The organism is Streptomyces sp. NPDC002889 (assembly GCF_042888425.1).
Lineage (GTDB): Bacteria > Actinomycetota > Actinomycetes > Streptomycetales > Streptomycetaceae > Streptomyces.
The window spans coordinates 19,744-39,207 of the sequence record NZ_JBIAPT010000034.1 but is presented as its reverse complement, the minus strand read 5'-3'; the positions used below and the strand labels follow the sequence as shown (position 1 = coordinate 39,207).

General features: G+C 69.1%; 18 protein-coding genes and 1 pseudogene. 9 read left to right on the top strand and 10 right to left on the bottom strand.

Annotation, left to right across the window (positions count from 1 at the left end; genetic code table 11):
- Nucleotides 1-545 precede the first annotated feature (545 nt).
- Both ACFYWI_RS34755 and ACFYWI_RS34750 read right to left on the bottom strand, forming a co-directional pair.
- Nucleotides 546-1,769 (bottom strand): alpha/beta hydrolase family protein, encoded by a 1,224-nt coding sequence (locus ACFYWI_RS34755; protein WP_389239780.1) that lies wholly within the window; start codon nt 1,767-1,769, stop codon nt 546-548.
- A gap of 362 nt (nt 1,770-2,131) precedes the next feature.
- On the bottom strand, nt 2,132-3,499 hold the full coding sequence (locus ACFYWI_RS34750) for a pyridoxal phosphate-dependent decarboxylase family protein (protein WP_389239779.1): 1,368 nt from the start codon (nt 3,497-3,499) through the stop codon (nt 2,132-2,134).
- Nucleotides 3,500-3,648: 149 nt separating this feature from the next.
- Between ACFYWI_RS34750 and ACFYWI_RS34745 the strand changes: the two genes are divergently transcribed.
- Together ACFYWI_RS34745 and ACFYWI_RS34740 are read left to right on the top strand one after the other, a co-directional pair.
- Nucleotides 3,649-3,867: a hypothetical protein gene (locus ACFYWI_RS34745; RefSeq protein WP_389239778.1), complete on the top strand. Its 219-nt coding sequence runs from the start codon at nt 3,649-3,651 to the stop codon at nt 3,865-3,867.
- A 1,111-nt stretch (nt 3,868-4,978) separates the two neighbouring features.
- Nucleotides 4,979-6,208, top strand: coding sequence for a cytochrome P450 (locus tag ACFYWI_RS34740; protein WP_389239777.1), 1,230 nt, complete (start codon nt 4,979-4,981; stop codon nt 6,206-6,208).
- Between the two features lie 608 nt (nt 6,209-6,816).
- On the opposite strand, the gene ACFYWI_RS34735 is transcribed toward ACFYWI_RS34740, so the two are convergent.
- The 3 genes from ACFYWI_RS34735 to ACFYWI_RS34725 all read right to left on the bottom strand — a co-directional run bounded on the left by ACFYWI_RS34735 (nt 6,817) and on the right by ACFYWI_RS34725 (nt 7,756).
- Complete coding sequence (locus tag ACFYWI_RS34735) at nt 6,817-7,191, bottom strand: toxin Doc (RefSeq protein ID WP_389239776.1); 375 nt, start codon at nt 7,189-7,191, stop codon at nt 6,817-6,819.
- Complete coding sequence (locus ACFYWI_RS34730) at nt 7,191-7,430, bottom strand: hypothetical protein (protein WP_389239775.1); 240 nt, start codon at nt 7,428-7,430, stop codon at nt 7,191-7,193. The genes ACFYWI_RS34735 and ACFYWI_RS34730 overlap by 1 nt, the downstream gene beginning before the upstream one ends.
- Before the next feature lie 74 nt (nt 7,431-7,504).
- Nucleotides 7,505-7,756: a hypothetical protein gene (locus ACFYWI_RS34725; RefSeq protein WP_389239774.1), complete on the bottom strand. Its 252-nt coding sequence runs from the start codon at nt 7,754-7,756 to the stop codon at nt 7,505-7,507.
- A 113-nt stretch (nt 7,757-7,869) separates the two neighbouring features.
- Between ACFYWI_RS34725 and ACFYWI_RS34720 the strand changes: the two genes are divergently transcribed.
- The 5 genes and pseudogenes from ACFYWI_RS34720 to ACFYWI_RS34700 all read left to right on the top strand — a co-directional run bounded on the left by ACFYWI_RS34720 (nt 7,870) and on the right by ACFYWI_RS34700 (nt 13,632).
- The gene (locus tag ACFYWI_RS34720) at nt 7,870-8,646 is read left to right on the top strand and encodes a hypothetical protein (RefSeq protein ID WP_389239773.1); all 777 of its coding nucleotides are present in this window, start codon (nt 7,870-7,872) and stop codon (nt 8,644-8,646) included.
- 131 nt (nt 8,647-8,777) lie between these two features.
- Nucleotides 8,778-9,028, top strand: a pseudogene (locus ACFYWI_RS34715) (carboxymuconolactone decarboxylase family protein).
- A 125-nt stretch (nt 9,029-9,153) separates the two neighbouring features.
- Complete coding sequence (locus tag ACFYWI_RS34710) at nt 9,154-9,660, top strand: hypothetical protein (RefSeq protein ID WP_389239772.1); 507 nt, start codon at nt 9,154-9,156, stop codon at nt 9,658-9,660.
- A gap of 4 nt (nt 9,661-9,664) precedes the next feature.
- Entirely contained in the window at nt 9,665-12,280 is a 2,616-nt protein-coding gene (locus ACFYWI_RS34705) for a caspase family protein (protein ID WP_389239771.1), read from the top strand.
- 2 nt (nt 12,281-12,282) lie between these two features.
- Entirely contained in the window at nt 12,283-13,632 is a 1,350-nt protein-coding gene (locus tag ACFYWI_RS34700) for an extracellular solute-binding protein (RefSeq protein WP_389239770.1), read from the top strand.
- Nucleotides 13,633-13,727: 95 nt separating this feature from the next.
- Here ACFYWI_RS34700 and ACFYWI_RS34695 read toward each other — a convergent pair whose 3' ends face one another.
- From ACFYWI_RS34695 to ACFYWI_RS34685, 3 genes are all read right to left on the bottom strand, one after another.
- The gene (locus tag ACFYWI_RS34695) at nt 13,728-14,525 is read right to left on the bottom strand and encodes a hypothetical protein (protein WP_389239769.1); all 798 of its coding nucleotides are present in this window, start codon (nt 14,523-14,525) and stop codon (nt 13,728-13,730) included.
- A gap of 58 nt (nt 14,526-14,583) precedes the next feature.
- The gene (locus tag ACFYWI_RS34690) at nt 14,584-14,772 is read right to left on the bottom strand and encodes a hypothetical protein (protein WP_389239768.1); all 189 of its coding nucleotides are present in this window, start codon (nt 14,770-14,772) and stop codon (nt 14,584-14,586) included.
- Between the two features lie 385 nt (nt 14,773-15,157).
- On the bottom strand, nt 15,158-16,060 hold the full coding sequence (locus ACFYWI_RS34685) for a hypothetical protein (protein ID WP_389239767.1): 903 nt from the start codon (nt 16,058-16,060) through the stop codon (nt 15,158-15,160).
- Nucleotides 16,061-16,228: 168 nt separating this feature from the next.
- Here ACFYWI_RS34685 and ACFYWI_RS34680 point away from each other — a divergent pair, with 168 nt between their 5' ends.
- Nucleotides 16,229-16,624, top strand: coding sequence for a hypothetical protein (locus ACFYWI_RS34680; RefSeq protein ID WP_389239766.1), 396 nt, complete (start codon nt 16,229-16,231; stop codon nt 16,622-16,624).
- A gap of 198 nt (nt 16,625-16,822) precedes the next feature.
- Here the strand turns inward: ACFYWI_RS34680 and ACFYWI_RS34675 are convergent, their stop codons facing one another.
- A complete protein-coding gene (locus tag ACFYWI_RS34675; protein ID WP_389239765.1) occupies nt 16,823-17,527 on the bottom strand; it encodes a hypothetical protein in 705 nt (234 codons plus the stop codon).
- A 251-nt stretch (nt 17,528-17,778) separates the two neighbouring features.
- Here ACFYWI_RS34675 and ACFYWI_RS34670 point away from each other — a divergent pair, with 251 nt between their 5' ends.
- Complete coding sequence (locus tag ACFYWI_RS34670; protein ID WP_389239764.1) at nt 17,779-18,024, top strand: hypothetical protein; 246 nt, start codon at nt 17,779-17,781, stop codon at nt 18,022-18,024.
- Between the two features lie 234 nt (nt 18,025-18,258).
- Here the strand turns inward: ACFYWI_RS34670 and ACFYWI_RS34665 are convergent.
- Nucleotides 18,259-19,118 (bottom strand): IS5 family transposase gene (locus ACFYWI_RS34665; RefSeq protein ID WP_389239820.1). Its coding sequence is split into 2 segments (ribosomal slippage): nt 18,259-18,744 and nt 18,747-19,118, totalling 858 coding nucleotides; the frame shifts between segments, so codons are not numbered across the junction.
- Nucleotides 19,119-19,464 lie beyond the last annotated feature (346 nt).

Sequence of the window (19,464 nt, the reverse complement as noted above, 5' to 3'; positions counted from 1 at the left end):
GCCGGGTCAACGAAGCAGACGACGCTCTCCGGCCCGACACCCCACACACCCACCCCGCAGTGCCCAACAGCGCAGACCCAGAGACCGCCGCCCCACTCAGCACGCGCTTCACCGGCAACAATGCCGCCCCACGGGCCACGACCCACCCCGCGATACCGACTCGCACCCATCACCACGGAACCGGGACCGGCCCCGAAGACAAGCCCCGACCCAGCCGAACCGACAGGCCGCTCACCCACACCCGAATTCTATCCGGCCCTGCCGCCCAGTGACGGGCGCAAGGTGAACGCCTGACTGCCGACAGCCTCTCTACGAGCCGCATCCGGGTGCACCTACCCGAGAGGCGGGCGGATGGCCGATAGGGGCCAGGACTTCATTCACCGAAAAACTCGATCGATCGGCAGTCCGCTGTCAGGCGGGTGAGATGGACGCCGGAATGCGGCCAACCGCAGGATGGGCCGCCAGGTGGTCGGGCCCGTGTCGCCGCAGGAGAAAATCACCGCGTGCCACACTTCGGGCCTGTGACGAGGAGGTCGCCGCAGAAGTCAGCTGCCCGACAGCTTCTCCTGCAGCCAGTCGAAGACCACCTCGCAATGCTGCTGCGGGGCCATCGGGGAGCAGTGCAGCTGTGCGCCGGTGGCCGTGGTGAGCTTCACGTAGTCCTTGGGAGCCGTCAGCTTGTCGAACATCTGGCGCGGCTGGCCGGGATAGAACTGCTCGTAGTCGTAGTCAAGGACCAGCGTGGGCATCTTGATGCGGCCCACGACGTTGGTGATGTCCAGCGACTCGATGAGTTTGGCGGGGGTGTAGAAGTCGGTGAACATCTTGCCCTCGCGGGCGTCGAGCATCGCCGGTGCGGAGAAGGGCTCGATGCGCTTTTTCATCGTCGCGGCCGCGGGCGGAGGCAGCTCGGGTACGACCTCCTTGTTCCAGATGTTGTTGGTCTCCTCCTTGTCTGGGGTGAGGATCTTTCGGACCTCCGGAGGAAAGCCCAGCCAGGGCGCGAGTACGCCGGGCATCGCCACCAGAGCGGCGATCCTGTTCTCGAAGGCGGCGGCCCGCGGGGCCAGGTTCCCGGCCATGCTCAGCCCGGTCAGGGCGATCTTGCCGGTGTCCACGTCCGAGCGGGCGGCCAGCCAGTTGACGAGCGGCGTGACGACGGTCTCCCAGCGTGGCGTGAAGACCACTCGGTCCACATAGAGCAGCTGCCCCTGGCCGGGCCCGTCGTAGACAAGGGCGTTCCAGCCGCGTTCCAGAGCGGCCGCGACGCCGTAGGTCCACATGTCGACGTTCGGTCCGTCGCTGCCGTTCGTGAGGATCACGGTGGGGCGCCGCTCGCGTGAATCGTCCGGCCGGAAGAACCACACAGGCAGCGGGGTTTTCCCGTACGGGATGTTCGCCGTCACCGGCGCTGGGTCGCACAGCTCGCAGAACTTGTCCCAGGCACCACGCCCGGCCTTGTACAGCTGCTCCTCGCTGCCGGGGTCGTCGGAACCGAGGACGAAGAACAGTGCCTGGCCGTAGTACTGAGCGGCCCGCAGCGCACGGAAGCGTGTCGTCTGCGTCCCGGGCTTGCTGCCCCGGGGCGCCTCCATCAGCTGATCGCCGAGTTTCTTGAAGGTCTCGGTGTACGTCTGCGCGGAGAGGCCGGCCTTGTTGATCGTGTTCACGACGGTGAGCACCTCGCCCACCTCAGCGGCGCCGTAGCCGGATGCGCCGAGGGCGAGGAGCCCGTTGAAGTTGAAGCCCGGGTCTTTGAAGAGTGTCATCACCCCGGGCGTGGGACCGCTGACCGCGGCGGAGGCCGACGCCGTGGGACTGGGGGTCGGCGCATGCGCGGGAGACGCACCCGACGGGGTGCACCCAGCGGTCACCAGAGCACTGGCCCCACCGACGAGCCCGGCAAGCGTGGTGCGGCGAGTGGGGCCGGATGCGCGATCACCCGATGGGTACGTCATGCCAACCGAACGTACGCGCCGCGTCTTCGGGCCCCTCTCCGCAACACCCGCCGTTCCCCCGAACGGCGCTTCCCGCATCTCCTGCCTCAATCGCGCGTGGACAGGTGTACGCAGCTCTTGGACGGCGCCGACATCACTCTCCAGGTGCGGTCACGGAGCGTGTCGTGTCCCAGTCAGGCGGCCGCTGCCGCGCGGCGGATGGCGTCCAGTGTGCGGCCCACGTCGTCGTCGGTCGTGGACCAGTTGCTGACCGAGATCCGCATGACGCGGCGATCGTGCCAGATCGAGCCGCTGATCCAGGCCGTGCCGTCGTCGAGCAGCCGGGCGAGTACCTGTTCCGTCCGCGCGTCGTCGTCGAACGCGGCACAGACCTGGGTGAAGATCACGTCGTTCAGCACTTTCGCCCCGTCGATGTCAGCGATGCCGGCGGCGAACGCCGAGGCGTGCCGGCACAGCCGCTCGACGAGCGCGGCGACTCCGGACCGGCCGAGAGACCTGAGCGCGGCCCAGACGGTGAAGGCCCGGCCGCGCCGGGACAGCTCGGGGACCTTCTCGAAGGGGTCGCCCCGTTCGTCATGGATGAGGTAGTCGCCGCGCTGCCCCATCGAGGCCCGGACCGTCGAAGGGTCCCGCACGACGGCGAGGCCGCAGTCGTAAGGGACGTTCAGGGTCTTGTGGGCGTCGGTTGCCCAGGAGTCGGCCTGCCCGCAAGCTGCCGTCAGATGTGCATACGCAGGGGAAGCGGCGGCCCACAGACCGAACGCGCCGTCGACGTGAACCCACGCGCCCGCGTTGTGGGCGGCCTCGACGGTGTCGCCGAAGGAGTCGAAGGCACCGGAGTGGATCTCTCCCGCCTGGAGGGCCACGATCGTCGGTTGTGCACCTGCGGTGGTCAGGGCGTGTCGCAGCGCGCCGGGGTTGATGCGCCACTGATCGTCCGCGGCCACCAGTTCGGGCTCGCCGAGTCCGAGATAGCGCAGCGCCAGGTCGATCGCCATGTGGCGGCCCTCGCCGGCGAGGACCCGGACACGGGGCCCGCCCGTGAGCCCGTCGCGGGCGGCGTTCCAGCCGGCCCGCCGCAGGACCGTGTCACGCGCGGCGGCGAGACAGGTGAAGTTCGCCGTCGTGGCGCCGGTGGTGAAGCCGACAGCGCTCTGCTCGGGCAGCCCCAGCAGTTCCAGCAGCCACGCCCCGGCGATGTCCTCCACCGCGGTGTGCGCGGGCGTGACCCGGCGCATCACGCAGTTCTGATCCCATGCGCTCACCAGCCAGTCGACGGCCAGGGCGGCCGGCACGCCGCCACCGATCACGAACCCGTAGAAGCGGCCGCTGGGGAACGCGGTCAGACCCGGCTCGCAGGCGGTGGCCAGCAGGTCCACGACGTCCGCCGGCGAGCTGGGACCCTCCGGCAGGTCGGGGCCGAGCGCGCGCACGACCTCGTCGACCGAGGCACGCGCCGGAACCGGGCGATCGGACAGGCTCGCCAGCCAGCGCACGGCATGGTCGTGCGCCCGCTGCAGCGCTGCCTCGCGCGCGTCCATGTTTCGGACTATGAACCTGCGAGCGGAGCCCCGCAACACAACCCCTCCGGCCGCTCCGCGTCTCAGCCAGACGATCAGGCGGCCATCGCGCCGGTCGTGGTGTTGCTGGTGCCACAACCACGCGGCTCAGCCCAGCCCGAGTTCGGCCGGTGCTCGGCGCTTGTCGTCGGCGCGCGAGCCGGCTCCAGTGCTCGCTGACGGCGCTGGTCCCATGGAAGCTGGAAAGCACGCCGGAGCCGTTCGACACGGAGCGCCTCCTGAACCACTGGCGGAACGTCCACAGCGAGATGCGGGCTGCCGTCGGCTCCGCCGCCTACGAACGGCAGCCCGAGCACTTCCTCGCCTTCGTCGGCGTTGCCACGGCCTGATCGGCCACCGCCGCCTCACCAGCTGAAGGGATGGTGTGTCAGTCCGGCGCTGCTTTCGGAGGGTTCAATGCGAGACAACGTCTTGGCCAGCGGTAGTCCGGCTCTTGACGCTGCAATCTGACGCGCCCGCAGTTCGGAGCGGGTACGCGGACGGAACTTCGGCTCCTTGCCGCAGCCGCAAGCCGACCGTCCCTCGTAGCGCAGTCCCTCGCCCAGGACCGCAGCTACCACTGACCACCCTCGGACGTCACGCCTCGGTGGCGGGGCAAAGTCGGACCTGCGCAGACAAGGGGCTTGGCGCAGTTTGGGCACGGACGCTCCCGCTCAGCATGCTGCTTGAAGCTGACACGGCACGTCACGCATGCGTAGTGCAGTTTGTAGTAGGTCATGGCATAGAGACACACCCGATGACCGTACTGGGCTGTCCGTCGAACTGACTGACACATTTTCGACGGGGCTGACCCGACTCGCACACAGCCGCGCCCGATGTCGTGGTTCAGGTCCACGGTGAATGCGGTCACCCCCCGCCCTCGGCGAGCGCACCCCCGTGCATCAGGGTGGCCAGGCGGTCCAGATCGCCGGCGACCGCGACACCGATCGCTCGGCGCCGCCGGTCAGCTCGCGCACCGCGTCCGCAAACGCTGCACGGAGCCCGCCCGGGTGCCGCGCCGGAATCACCGGCCGGTCAGGGATCCGCTCGACACCGCGCGCCACAGGCTCCCGGGGCAGAACTCTCCCAGGAGCGCGGCAGCAGCCCCACCGCATCCAGGTCAACCCCCGGGACGGGGCCGGACACAGCCAGCGGATCATCCGCCGAACGCTCGGAGCCGTGCCTCGCTGTCCTTGGGGATCAGCGCGCCCGCACTGCCAGTGGTCCCCGCGGTCGATCACGGCGCTGAGGAACCGGTCGTCGACGCCTCCCACGAGCCCGTGCGGGTCGCCGTTGCGCTGTCACCTCCACCCCGGCCCGGGCCACTCCCGCCTCCATGTCGTTCTTCGCGTCCATCGCGCCCCTCCCTTGGCCAGCTCCACGAATCGGTCACACTTGGGCATACTCCCTCAAGTAACAACAAGCTGTCGCACATGGTCGCTACGTGTCCCAGGAGGCGTGATGAGCCAGCAGCCGGTCCTTCTCCCCTACGCCGACCCGGCCTTCGTGGCGGATCCCTTCCCGCTCTACCGACAGCTACGCGAGGACGGCCCGGTCCGGCGCGCCGTCATCGCGGGCGGTCTGGACGCCTGGCTGGTCACACGCTACGAGGACGGGCTCGCCGCCCTGTCCGACCCGAGGCTGAGCAGCGACGTCCGTGACGCCTCGGACCCCCGCCTCATGGAGCAACTGCCCGAGTTCGAGCGCGAGTCGATGATGAGCAACATGCTGCGCTCCGACCCGCCCGACCACACCCGGCTACGACGCCTGGTCTCGAAGGCGTTCACCGCGCGCAGGGTCGCCGAGCTGCGGCCCCGTATCCAGGAGATCACCGACCGGCTGCTCGACGCGGTCGTGCCGGTCGGCCGGGCGGAACTCGTCGCGGACTTCGCGCTGCCCATCCCGGTCACCGTGATCAGCGAGCTGCTCGGCGTGCCGCCGGACGACCGGCACGACTTCCAGCGGTGGACCGACGCCATGCTCATGCGCGGGGAGAAGATGCCGGACCCGGCCGTCGTGAACGAGGCGTGGCAGCGGATGCGTGCGTACGTGACGAAGCTCCTGGAGACCAAGCGCGCCCGGCCCGGAGACGATCTCCTCAGCGCGCTGATCAGCGCCCGCGACGAGGAGCAGCGGCTGAACGAGGACGAGCTGATCGCCATGACGTTCCTGCTGCTCGTGGCCGGGTATGTCACGACGGTCAACCTGATCGGCGGCGGCATCGCCGCGCTCCTCGCTCACCCCGACCAGCTGCAGCTGCTGCGGGGCGATCCCGAGCTCCTGCCAGGCGCGATCGAGGAGTTCCTCCGCTACGACGGCCCGGTCAGCCCCGGCATCGCCCGGTTCGCGCGCGAGGAGGTCGAGATCGCGGGCGTGACCGTCCCGCGCGGCGCGAGCGTGCTGATCGCGTCCGCGATCGCCGACCGCGATCCGGCACGGTTCCCCGACCCCGACCGACTGGACGTCACCCGGCGTGACAACGGCCATCTGGCGTTCGGGCACGGAATCCACTACTGCCTTGGCGCGCCGCTGGCCCGGCTGGAGGGCCAGATCGCCATCGGGACGGTGCTGCGCCGCCTTCCCGACCTGGCCCTGGCAGTGCCGCCGACCGAGCTGAGGTGGCGGCCCGGCGGGCTGCGCGGCCCGATGCGGCTACCCGTCACGTTCACCCCCGGCGCCCGGGCGGGCTGACCACCGCCCGGCAAAGGGACCCGGACGATGCCGGCGTGGCCGGTGACGGCGCGTGCGGCCCCTGCGGCACAGTTTGCGGAACGGTCCGACGTGGAGGTCCGCCCTCGGCCGGTCCTACCTGAACCAGCACACTGCAAGACCGGAAGCCCCGACGACTGGTCGCTCGCGACCCGGGAACAGGGTGCCGTCGAGGTGTCCGCGGCACACACCGGCGGAAACCTGGCCCGGGATCCAGGCGCCATGGCCGCCCGGTCCGCCTCGCCTGAACTGGGCGACGCAGACCATCGGCGAAGGCACGCAGCGCCGAGGGCGGGGGCACGGGCCGCGCAGCGCCCCCGGCAACCGGCCCTCTGCGCCCACACGGGCTCAAGGGCGAATCGGTGCTGCCGGGTCCACCCGGGCGACCGCGAGTGCCAAGGCGGCGCCCTGCCCCACCCGGTGCGCGCCACGGCGGCCGCCGCGCTTGAAGCCATCGACCAGGGGCGGGACGCCGAGCGCGCCCGCGCGGCGATGCGGGGCCTGGCCGTCACCATGTACGAGCAGCACTCCCGGCGCTGACCTGACGCGCTGCGGCACTCAAGGACACTGCCACCGCGCGGCGGGGCGGATCAGATGCGCCAGGTGCGGATGCGATCGGCTGCTTGGTAGACGCTGACCTTGCCGGCCTGGATGTCGCGCACGAGGTCGACCATGGCACCGTACGGGGGGTCGATGCCTTCGCCCGAGGCGTGCATGTAGGCGGCGGCGACCTGGCAGGCGTACAGGCTGTTGCGGTACGGCAGTGGCTGGAGGCGGACCAGGGTGTGCAGGAGGGCGGCGGCGCGCCAGGCGGGGTCGGGGTCGGCGGTGGCGGGTCGTGGGATGCGGGTCTTGTGGCGGGCGGCGGCGGCGACGAAGGCGGAGTAGTCGGCGACGCTGACATCTTCGGGGACAGCTTGTTCCTGGACGTCCAGCAGCCAGGGGACGTCAATGTAGAGGATCATCAGGCCGCGTCCGCCTCCTGGTGGCGGGTGGCCGACGGGGCTTCGTCGGGGAAGGCGTCGTCGAACTCGGCGCGATGCTGCTCGCCCCAGGAGACGGCGTAGCGGACGAACTGCAGACGCTGCTGTTCACGCAGGGGCAGGTCGTGGACGTACTGCTTGAGGGACTTGCCTTCGGCGGCCGCGGCGGCGCGGACCGCTTCGAGTTCCTCGTCGGTGAAGGTGATGTTCAAGGACGGCATACCCCCGATGGTACCTAGTTGGTACCTGTAGGGCTATGGCGCGGAGAAAGACCATCGGCGTGACAGGTCAACGACTACGCGGGCGGCAGGGCAGGTGACGGCGGGACAGTGTTGCCTTCGGTCCAGTCGCCGTCGAAGAGGGCGGCGGCGAGGCATTCGTGGTCGGTGCTGAGCTGGACGACGCGGCGTTTGGTGCGCACCTTGGCGAACCAGGGGCCGATCTTGACGCTGTGACCGTCGACGGTGATCGACTCACGGACGTGGGGCAGCGGCGTTCGCGGTGGAGGAACAGCTCGAGGAACCGGCCTCCAAATGCGTTCACACACCTGCGAGAGCCTCTCATCCATGACTGAGACTCAGCGGGATATGACGCCTACCCCCTGACCGCCTCGCGGGCCCGGCAAGAAACGTCGAACACCAGCACGTCTACGATCCTGCGATGATCACACTGTCATTGGACACCACCTCCACCAACTACGCGGCCGGGCAGTCGCTGGGCGCCTTTCTGGTCGCGGGTGCTGTCATGGCCCCGGTCTGGCGCATGACGCACTCCTGGCGTCGCGTCGACCGACCCGGTTCGTCCGTGCCGGGGATTTCACTGCCTACTCTGCGCGCCAGACGTCGAAGAATCGTGTGGAGTGTGCTGGCGACCGTCGCCGCCGCAGGATGCGTCAAGGCCGTATCCGTCCACAACCCCGAGCCACGGGCCGCCCAGGCAGGGGCCGACAAGGCCGCGGACGAGGTCCCACGCCGGGTCATCCAGCCGCCGAACCAGCTAGGACACTATCGACTCCTGACCGGCGAAGACGCGGCGGTCTACGCAGCAGTGCAGGAGCGCAGCAACAAGAAGCGGAGTTCCGGCCGTCAGTGGTGGTACTACGGCACGGACACTCAGGAGCTGACAGCCGTCCTGACCATCAACACGGTCGAGCAGGACCCGGAGCTGGCTGCGGAGAAGAAGCGCGACTCCTTCACCCAGGAGTTCCGCAACTTCTTCGCCGGCGCCAAGGCCCGTGACACCGCCTTCTTCGACGTCGGCCCCCTGCCGGGGCGCCTCGGCTGTGGCCACGTCGACACGCCCACCGGCGAAGCCGCGATCTGCGGATGGACCGACGCCTACACCTCCGGCACCGTAAGCCTGATCGACATCCAGGATCTGAATGAAGCAGCCCGACTCACCCGGGACTTCCGCGCCGCCTCGGACCGACGCTCCTGAGGAATCCCAACTTCGATGACGAGGACGAGGACGCCAGCCTCTGCTCCGACGGGTCACGGCCCCACGGGCGCAGCCGGTGACCGACACGGACGGGCACGAGGTCGCCCACCACGTAAGAGGTACTCACCCGCATCGACGGCGAGGTTGGCCGGAATGTCATCGGCTCGCTCGCCGACATCTCTCCCGTATTCGGCCACCATGTGGTCGCCTGGGTTTTCGGGGACATCTACGACCGTCCCGGCCTCGCCCCTCGCTTGAGGTCCACACCAACGCTGCTCTCGACGTCGGCCTCAGGACCGAGGGGATCGTCGAAGCGCTGCTGCACTGCGCGGTCTGCTGCGGCATGCCCAAAGCCCTGAACGCCACCTTTGTCGCCAAGTAATCGGGGGCGCGCGCCAACAGCGAGCAGCGCGTGGCCGAGCCTTCACCCCTCACAGAAGCTTTCGTTGCACCTTCAGGTGACGGTGCGTTACCTCCTGTGCCAGGATGAACCTGGGGGTGGGGCACATGAGCAAGGGGCTGACGCGCTCGAGACGGAGCGTGAAGGCGGGAGAGATCAGGCTGGTTCTCCCACCGGGTCAGGACGGCACGGCCCGCGAGGACTTACGGAAGTGGCTGCGCCGCGAACGCACGCTCGGCCGGATCGTGCAACCCAGTGGCGAGTCCGAAAAGGGCACTAAGGGCGTCCTTCAGGACATCCTCGTGAACATGGCGTCATCCGCTGCAACGCAGACCACTACCGAGCTGGTCGGTTCCATCAGGAACTGGCTGAGCCAGTACGCCGGCGGCGGGGACGTCTCTTCGGTGGAGTCGGTGCGAGTGGTTATCCCGCGTCAGCGTTGGCGCGATTATCCATGGCGCAGCCGGTTGCGGCATCCGGGGCTCTTCCTGCGGTCGCACAGTGTGCGGATCACGGTCGACGGAGCTCCGCGCCACCTGCTGGCGATGCTTGAGGTCACCGTCCAAGTCAGGGCACCGGAGCGAACGCCGGCAGACGGGGACGGCGAGGAGTAGGGCCGTGGCCGGATTCCCCGCGCAACCTGCGCAAGAAACGACTGACGAGCCGGAACCGCCCGCCAGGGACCGCTCCCGCGCATTGCTCATCGGCGTATCGACGTACGACGACGAGCACTTGGAAAGCGTACCCACCGCTGTGCGGGACGCCGAGGCGCTCGGGCACGCCCTCACGCACGAGGAATCAGGCGTCTTCGACGCCGAGCACGTGCAGCTTCTGCTGGACGCGGAGCGCAGGGAGATCGAGGACGCGCTGAACGCCGCAGCGGCGAGCAGCGAGGATCTGCTGCTGATCTACTACTCCGGCCACGGGCTGGTCCCGGCGGAGAGCAAGCTGCGTCTGTGCGCCAAGGACACCCGCAAGTCCTCGCCCTGGGCCACCGCCTTGGACGTGGAGTCGCTGCTCACTTTGGTGGAGCGCTATCCACGGATCCGCCGCATGGTGGTCATCCTGGACTGCTGCTACTCGGGCAATGTTGTCTTCGCCAAGGTGGCCGACGAGCGGTGGTATGCCGTGACCGCCTCGCAGCGCCAGTGGAGCGTTCCCAACCCGGACGGTGGCGAATACCTCTCGTACTTCACGGCCGCCCTTGTCGATGTACTCCGACAGGGCGTCGAGGGAAAGGGCCCGGTGACACTGCGTGACGTGTACGAGGAGCTAGATCGCCGGTCCTGCAGGTGGCCGGTCCGCAAAGACACCGAGCGCTGGGGACCGGAGCAGAGAGGCGACCGGAATGTGCTGACGACTGTTCTCTCTCGCAGCCGTGGACCGGAGGACCCCCCGGAAGAACCCGAAGAAAAGGAGAACAGTGGCAGGGCGCGGCGGAAAGCCCTGGTCGCTGCTGTGGTCCTCGCGGCTGTCGGCGCCGCCCCCTTCGGCGTGCACGCAATCGTGAAGGAGCCGACGTCATGCCCGACACCGCTGGAGATGCGCGTGCTCACCACACCCGAACTGCGCAGTGCCGTCGTCTCGATGGCGGCGACGCACGACGCCGCCCGGACGGGGCCGCTCAATGATGACGACGATTTCCCCCGTGATTGCCGCCGCATCCACACCACGGTGTACGCGGCACCGTCGGAACAGGCTATATCCGCCCTGATCAAGCCCAGTTCGTGGGCGGACCCGACCCAGATCGGCAACGACCACGGCACAGCGGCACCCGTCCAGACCATCGGACCGCAGCCGGACATCTGGATTCCGGACTCCACGTCCGATGTCATGCGGGCGCGACCTCACCTGAAGGACCAGAACGTGATCAGGCTCAGCAAAACCACGCGTCCGATCGCGTTCTCGCCGCTCGTGCTGGGAGTCCCCACCGGACTACTCCCCGACTCGCTGGAGCAGAAGCAGAGTTCCTGGAACGAGTTGCTCGACGAGCTCAGCAGGAAGAGCCCGGGCGTGCGCCTGCTACGCCCTACCCCCGTGTTCTCCAACATCGGCACGCTGCACACCGCAGGCCTGCACCATCGCCCCGACGGCAACGACGTGCGCACCTTCGAGGGGAATACGGAGGAGCGGCTGTCGACGCCCGACGGCCAGTCAGACAGCAACGAGGTGCTGTGCCAGGCCCAGGGGCGCGCCGCAGTGCTGGTTTCCGAGCACGACCTGCAGCAGTACAACAGGGACCGGCAGGTCGACCAGTGCGAGACGGCCACCCAGTGGCTTGAGTTCACCCAGTACTCCCCGCGGGGTGTGCCCGCGCTCGACCATCCGTTCGTCCCCGTCACCTGGTTGGCGATGCCCAAGGAGCAGCGGGAGTTGAGGGGCGTGGCGGCCGAGGGGTTCCGGCGACATCTGGTCGGAGCGGAGGGACAGAGGACGCTGTGGGAAGACGGATACCGGCCCGCTGACAGCAAGGGCGATCCCGCCGATCCGCCGCCTTCGACGGACAGCCCGCTGGAGGCCGTGCGGAATTCTCCGGTCGAGCGAAGGCCATTCACCGCTCAACAGATCGAGAGGGCGCTGGAGGAATACCGGGAAGCGAGCGCGGCGGGACGGGTGCTCATCCTTTTCGACGCCTCCGGATCGATGGGTGACGGCGAACGCTATCAGGGCGCCGTGGCCGCAGTCGGTGAGGTGCTACGGGCGCTGCCGAATCAGGAGGACGGCAGGGATGGGTTCCGCATCCGCACTTTCGCCCAGAGTCCCGTCAAGGGAGAGCCGCCCGCCTACACCGATATCGGAGATGTCCCTTACTGGTCGGATCCGGCTGATGCAAAAGAGCTGGACAAGCGTCTTGAACAACTCAGTGACAGCGCCGAACGGACGATCAAACGCAATTATTGCGCGATGCGTTATGAGGCCCTGGCCGCAGCCGCGGCGACTCTGCAGGACAAGCAGCACAGGAAGGGCAATCAGGTCGTGCTGCTCGTGACCGACGGGGACGACCGCGGCAAGTCGAACTGCAAGGGGGTTGCTGAGAAGGATGCGAAGTCGGCAACCGAAAACGCCCTTCAAAAGGTCGACGTGCCGGTGCTGACGATTTCACTTACCCCCCTGGGCTGCACGGAGGAGGAACGCGACGGACTCGGCGGCACCGGCGGTGCCTGCGTGGGAATCGGGGACCACGCGGGTCTGGCCGACCTCCTTGCGGGCGGCATCCCCGGCGGTGGGCTGTGAGCATGCGACTGCACAGCGGCAGCTGCACCCTGGCTTTGCTGATCCTGCTGGCCGGTTGCTCGACCGGCTATGACGACCCGGTACCTGTCCCCCCGGACAAGCGGATCGTTTTCGCCACGGGTACCGACCTGACCGACAGCGAAGTGCGCCGCGACCTCATCGACAGGTGGGCCGACAAGAACGACGTCGACGTCGATGTGGTGCAGTTGCACGAGACCGCCGACCTCCAGCGCAGCCAGATGATAGGCGCCTTGCAGTCCGGGACTGCCCGCTATGACGTCGTCAATCTGGATGTCACCTGGACCGCCGAGTTTGCCGCAGACGGGCTCATCCAGCCGTGGCCCGATCCGCTGGACGATGACTTCCTCGACGAGGCCGAGGCGACCGTCACGCACGACAAGCAGGTGTGGGGCGTTCCGTTCAACACCGACGCCGGACTCCTGTACTACAACAAGGATAAGCTCCGCGAGGACCGTTCGTGGAAGACGTGGGAAGGCCTGACCAAGGCCGTCCAGGAAAAGCAGGTGTTCCACGCGACCCAGCTGAAGGATTACGAGGGGCTGACTGTCAACGTGCTCGAGGCCGCGTTGGGCAAGGGGCAGGGGAACTGGGGCGAAAGTCGCACGCCGGATGCAGACGCCTTACGCGGCGCGGTCAACGGGATGGTCCAGGGACTGCACGGCCCGCGGAAGTACATCTTCGGGTCGTCGACCGTATACACGGAACGAGAGAGCGCGCTCGCCTTCCAAGAGGGGAAGGTTCAGGTCATGCGCAACTGGCCCTACGCCTTCCGCGCGCTCACCCGTCACATGCCGAACTGGCAGAATGACTTGGGCGTGACCCAGTTGCCTGGCTACAGCGCCGAGGACGAGGGGGCGCCACGCACCATCCTCGGTGGCCAGAACCTTGCCGTGGCCAGGAGCTCGAAGAACCCCGACCTGGCCCGCAACTTGATCAATTACCTGACGAGCAAGGAGAGCGAGCGCTGCCTGATGGCAGTGGGCTTCGCTGCCACCCGGGAGTCCGCGTACCAGGGTGATCCGCCACGCTGCCCGGACGGGATCGCCGAGGAGGCGTTCATCCAGAGGGAGGGGCAACCGATTCCGGACGGCAAGCAGCTGAACGAGTTCCGGGCCGAGGTCCGCGAGGCAGTGAAGCATGCCATGCAGCGGCCGACCACCCCTTACTACGCCTCGTACACCCAGACCATGCAAACGGCAGTGCACAGGGCCCTTCAGTCAGGCCGCGCTTTGTCCGAAGTCGAGGCGCAACAGCTCTACACGTGCCTGATACGCGCGCACGAAGGGCAGAAGTACCAGTCCGAGGACAGGTCGTCGCTTCGCTGCTCGTAAGTCGCAGCGGCTGACTCATACCGGGCCCAGGCGGGGCGAGCATGCCGATGAAAGTTCTCCCGGACAAGACCTCCCGTGCAGGACCTGATGCGACATCAGCGGACGGGCATCGCCGCGCTTCTGACGGAGTGGGAGGTGCCGCCCGGTTCGGACCTTGGGGAGGGATGTCTGCGGGCGCAGATCCGGTGGGCTTGTGGTGCCGGCAAGACCCGATTGGCGGCCGAGGCCCACGCGCTGAGGCTGAGGTCCGTCCCGGCGCTGCCGGCCTGGGATCTGATCACCGAGGACGAGGCGCACCAGCTGGCGGGTACGGAGCAGTGGAGCGTGATCCTGGACCAGGGTCTGGTTCCGGCGCGGAAGCGGTTGGCGATGACCGCTACGACGTCCCACTGGGCCGGGGCCGGTCGGCGTGCGGCGGCGTCCGTGCGCACGCGGGTGCCGGTGCCGATCGGGCGGCATAGGTCGGTTGTCAGGTCTCCCCACCACAGCAGGCGCTGGATGATTCCGCGCACCAGCGGCCGGGAGGTCTGTTGTGAGAAGTGCTCCTCGACCTGGTCGATGGGCAGTTCAGAGTCGGCGCACAGGGCAAGGACCGGTTCGATCAGGGCCTGCTGGGACTGGTGCATGGGCCAGTTGAAGCCGCCCAGGGCGTTGACGTTGGTGAAGAACTGCTCGTCGTCCGGGCCCGACCACCATTCGTAGGACCAGCCCAGAGCGTGGATGATGCCCTCTGCCCAGTCCAGTACGTGTTCTGACGGGCACAGTTCGCCGGCCGTGGGCGAGCCGTTGGCTATGGTGACCGCACCATCGGCTTTGAGCAACATAAGGTCGGGAATGTAGCCGGCTTTGCCGGGTCCCTCCTCGGCGCGGATCTTGAACGGCTGGCCGATCATGGACCGCACGGTCGGGTCGAGTCGGCCGGCTCCAGCCGGTCCCACATTCCGTCCGTGGTCACCACGCCCTGCTGATTGCGGCGAACTGGCCGAAGCGCGGTTGCTCTCCTTGGTGGGTGACGTGCCGACGCCAGGGTTCGGCCTGGGCCACTTCCTGGAGAACGACATCGGCCAGAGGCCTCCACCGTGCTGCGCGCCTGCCCTCGAACCGCAGTCCGAGCTGTACTCCGTCCAGCGAGCTCCCCATGTCCACCACCCCTTCGTCCGCCAGCGTGGCACGCTCGCCCCGTCGTTTTGGGCGATGCCACCTTGAGTGATCTGCGGAGCGCCGCGTAAGGATATGGGGCGCGCGGGGACCGCCTAGCATCGGCGTGTGAAACCAGATCGCCCCGTGGGAGCTGAAGCCGACCATCCGCCCGGGCGCAGTCCGGCTTTCGTCTACAGGGAGCGGTCCCGCGCGGCGTGCGACCGGAGCGCGGGAGCGCCAAGCCCCGCCATCCTGTCGAGCCGGGCAATGGGACCGTACGGATGCTGCGCTGGAGCGCGCACGCCCAGTGGCGCAGGAGAGTGACGAGGCGCGGCACCCGGGCGCAGCTCGTCCGCTCCGATGAGGCGGCGTGCAGCCGGTGGACCTACTGCTCCGGGGTGGCCTGAGCGCGCATGGTTCCGGGTGTGATGGTCAGCGGGTGACTGGCGTCGGGTAGCGGCAGCGGTGCGCGGCGGGCGAACCAGCGGCGCAGGCGCAGCGGCGGGTGCCGGTGCAGGGCGCGCAGCGTGTGCCGAGTCCGGGAGGGCCAGGGCATGGTGCGTTCCTCGGCGAGGTCGGCGCTCCACATGGCGGCTACGGGAGAACGTCCGCAGGCGCGAACGGCTGCGGCGTCGCAGGCGAGTTCGCTCCACCAGTGGACGGCGCCGATCCCCAACCACGCAGTCAGGGCGGTCAGGGCGAGGGCAGGCAGGGTCAGCAGGCCAGCGGCGAGAGCGGCGGCCGCCACGGCGGTGGTCTCCGCGACCAGGCGTTTTCGGGTGTCGCGGCGGCGCAGGTGCGCCAATTCGTGTTCGCGGACCGCGGGCAGGTGGTGGGCGTGTCGCGGGTGGAACCAGCGCGTCCCGAGCCACAGGTGGCCGCGGTTGCCGTGGCGTGTGGAGCGGGCGTCGCCGAAGGCTTCGCGTTTGGTGGGAAGGGCAATGGAGATCAGTTCCAGGCTGTGCTGGGCGGCGAAGGCGCGGACGTGCTGGTCGGTCTGCCGCATGCGCTGCGCCATGGCCGTGTAGAGGCCGTCGTCGTCTTCGGGCGGCGTTCGGTGGTGGATGTAGAGGTCCCAGGTCGCCAACTTCGCCAAATGGCCGCCGGAGACCGCACGGTCGAACGTGTAGCGGCCGTGCCAGGCCCAGACTCCTGCGGCGAGCAGCGCTCCGTAGAGGGCTACGGCGGCCTGGGGGCCGTTCAGCGCCGTGGAGATCGTCTCGCCGGCCATCACGACCGTCACGACGATGCGGGGCCCGTTGTCGCCCAGCCACTCCCCCATGCTCATTTGATCACCGTAGTCGGCGCACTGTCTGGTGGGGCATGCCCGTTTCCCGGGTGCAGCAGTCAGCCCAGCACGGCTTCCAGTCGCGCGCGGCCGACCGTTGCCGGAACGCTAGTTGCGGCTCATCCCCTGCTGGTCTGGCCGATGGTGGGCGGCGGACTGCTCTTGTGCGTGAGCGTGCGGATCCCGCTGCTGCCGTTGCGGCGCGGAGCGGGCTTCGGCCTGCTCCCGCAGCCGTTCGCGCAGCTGCTCGGCCCGTTCTCTGAGAAGCCGGCCGCCGACCCTTCGCTGCGCGAGCTCGTGGAGCGCATCTTGAGCAACCACGTCGGCGAGCCCCGCATGGTCAGCGAGGTCCGCACCGAGCTCGAGGAGAAGTACCCCGGGCGCACGACGTCCGCGCAGGTCGTACGCAACACCCTGGAGAACCTCGCCAACAAGGGCATCATCGAGAAGGGACGCCAGCAGGGTCCGGTGATGTACACCAAGCCCACGTCCGCGGCCGCTGAGACAGATGCTGCCCCGGCTCCGGCGGACAACAAGGCCGCGAAGGTTCCGGCGGAAGCCTAGGCCCGGTGCGCACCCTCGTGCTGCGGCGGGCGCTCACCGGGAGGGGCCGAGCGCTGACGGTGGCTGGGCAACAGCATTGCCCAACAGGCGTTCAAGCCCACGACCCGCATACCCGAGCGGGTAGTGCTGACGCTCACGCCGATGAACAGTGCTTTCTCAACGGCGTGTCCGGTCTTCGGTGAGGTGCGCCCGTGCGCCTCACGCGGTTGCGGGCGAGGGTGTAGGTGTAGGTGTAGGTGTGGGTGTGGTGCGGGTCCCGAAGAGCAGCGCGCACCCGGCGGCGGCCAGCAGCGGGAGTGCGAAGTGCCCGCCGAGCGGTCCGGCCAGTGCGGTGCTTGCGGCCAGGCCCAGGCGCATGGCGCTGGACAGCCAGCCGATGGCCTCGGTGGTGGTTCCCGGTGGAGCCAGTGAGGTGAGGGTCAGGCTTGCCACACTCAGCACGGGAACGAACAGGGCACCGGGCAGTACAGCCAGGGCAAGGATCACCGGAGCCGGTGCCGGGGCGAGCAGTGGGAGCCAGCATGCTGCGTACAGCGCGGCCAGCAGCAGGAGGTGACGCGGCCGGGGCGCGGTTGAGGGCTGGAAGCGGACGAACAGTATGCCGCCGAGGAGTCCGGCGGCGGCGAACGTCGCGGGCAGGGCACCCGCCAGCCAGGATGCATCGTGGCGGTCGGCCGCGGCGTTCCCGGCGACGTCGAGGGCACCGACGGTGGCCCCGAAGAAGATCAGGGCGGCCAGCAGGGGTCGCATGGCCGGCGGGCGCAGCGCGCCGAGCCGGTCGCGGCGCCACCGCCCGGCCCGCCAGGTGCGCGCGGGCCGGGCGGTGGCGAAGGCGAGGGACCCGGCCAGGGTGGCGGCGGCCGCCAGAGCAAGGGCTGCGGACGGGGACCACCAACTCGCCATCGCGATGGCGAGCGCCGGCCCGGCGACGACAGATCGACTGGGAGATGGTCAGCAACCAGTAGCCCTGTGGGGGCCGAACCCGTCGGCAGCAGCGGCCCGCCCCCCGCGCACTGCGCGAGGCGCGGGCCGCTGCCGTACGACCGTCCACCCGGCCGGCCCGGACAGGGCAGCCGGCCGCGCAGTGCGACCGCCGGGCGGCGGTGGACGAGCTCGCCGCAGATCTTGGCCAGCACCCGGATGGGGGCCGCCGCGTGACCCCCGCCGTGCCCGGCGCCCGCAGCGAGTTGCGCGAGTGCGGCGCGGGCGTGCTCCGCACGGAGCGCGGTGCCGAACAGGCGCAGGGCGTCCCAGCCCGACAGACCAAGTTCCCGCTCGGCCACCTTCTTGATGGAGAGGTGAGCGCCGTCTTCTGCGATGGCCACCACGGGCCCGGTGCCGGGGCCCGTGCGGTGCAGGGCGTATCCGCTCAGGTGGGCGGCATGTCCTGCGACGCATAGCGTGGTGCCGCAGGCCAAGGGCTGTTCCGGAAGCAGATGGTCAGAGCCTTTCATCCAGGCGCGCTGGTCGTGGTGCTCGGGGTGCTCGGTGATCGTCTGCAGAATCCAGGCGGCAAGGTCCGGGTTGGGCATGGGGCTCCCTAAGAGTGTGAGGCGGGGCCCGCCGGGGTGGCGGACCGGTAGCGCTGACCGGCTGACCATGGCGACCCCAAGGGCTAGGAGGTTTCGTTTGGATCACCTTGCCGACCAGAGGAAGATGCCCGCGACGTGCAGTCCGGCCAGGTAGATGGTCGCGGTCTTCTCGTAGCGGGTGGCGATGCCGCGCCACTGTTTCAAGCGGTTGATGCACCGCTCGACGGTGTTGCGCTGTTTGTAGGCCTCGCGGTCGAAGGCGGGTGGCCTGCCGCCACGGCTGCCTCGACGCAGTCGGTGGCCCCGCTGATCCGCCGGAACGGGGATCACCGCCCGGATACCGCGCTTGCGCAGGTGCTCGCGGATGGCGCGTGAGGAGTACGCCTTGTCGGCCAGGACTACGTCTGGCCGGGTTCGGGGCCGTCCACGTCGGCGGGGAACGCGCAAACGGGCCATCACGTGCGCGAAGGCGGGCGCGTCACCGGCCTGTCCGGCGGTGAGAACGAAGGCGAGGGGCTGGCAGTGGGCGTCGGCTGCGAGATGGATCTTCGTGGTCAGTCCGCCGCGGGACCGGCCGATGGCATGGTCGTCCGGCTCGCCGGCCGGGGCCCCTTTTTGCGGGCCCCGGCCGCGTGTTGGTGAGCGCGCACGATCGTGGAGTCCACCGAGACGGCCCAGTTCAGGTCCTTCTCGGCGTCAGCCTGCGCCATCAGCGCGGTGAACACCCGCTCCCAGGTCCCGTCGACGGCCCACATGCGAAGCCGGTTGTAAACGCCCCGCCAGTTGCCGTACTTCTCGGGTAAATGGACCCACTGCGATCCGGTCTGGAACTTCCACGCGATCGCATCGATCACCTCACGGTGGTCCCGCCACCTGCCACCCCGCTTCGGCGTCCGGTCCGGAAGCAACGGCTCAATCCGCGCCCACTGCGCATCAGTCAATGGCACACCCAGACCAACGATCAGATGATCCGAACGAAACGGCCTAGTGCCACAAGCGCGGGCCCCCGGGGTGAACGGCGACCACCCGCACCGTCTGCCCGTGCAGAAGGCGGCGGGCCGGCCCCGGCCGGAGCGGCGGAGCGGGCCCAGAGGTTGTACGCGGTCTATGCGGTGGTGGTGTCGGAGATGGCCCGGCTGCCCGCCGGGAGGCTGCCCGCGGCGACCTGTGCGTTCAGCTCGTCCTGGGCGCGGGTAAAGTCGGCACAGCGCCGGTCGGCCTGCTCGGGGTGTCGGCGGTGGCCACGTGCACGTTGGTGTAGGTGCCGAGGGTGGATCATGGATCCACCCTCTGTTGTGCTCCCACGGG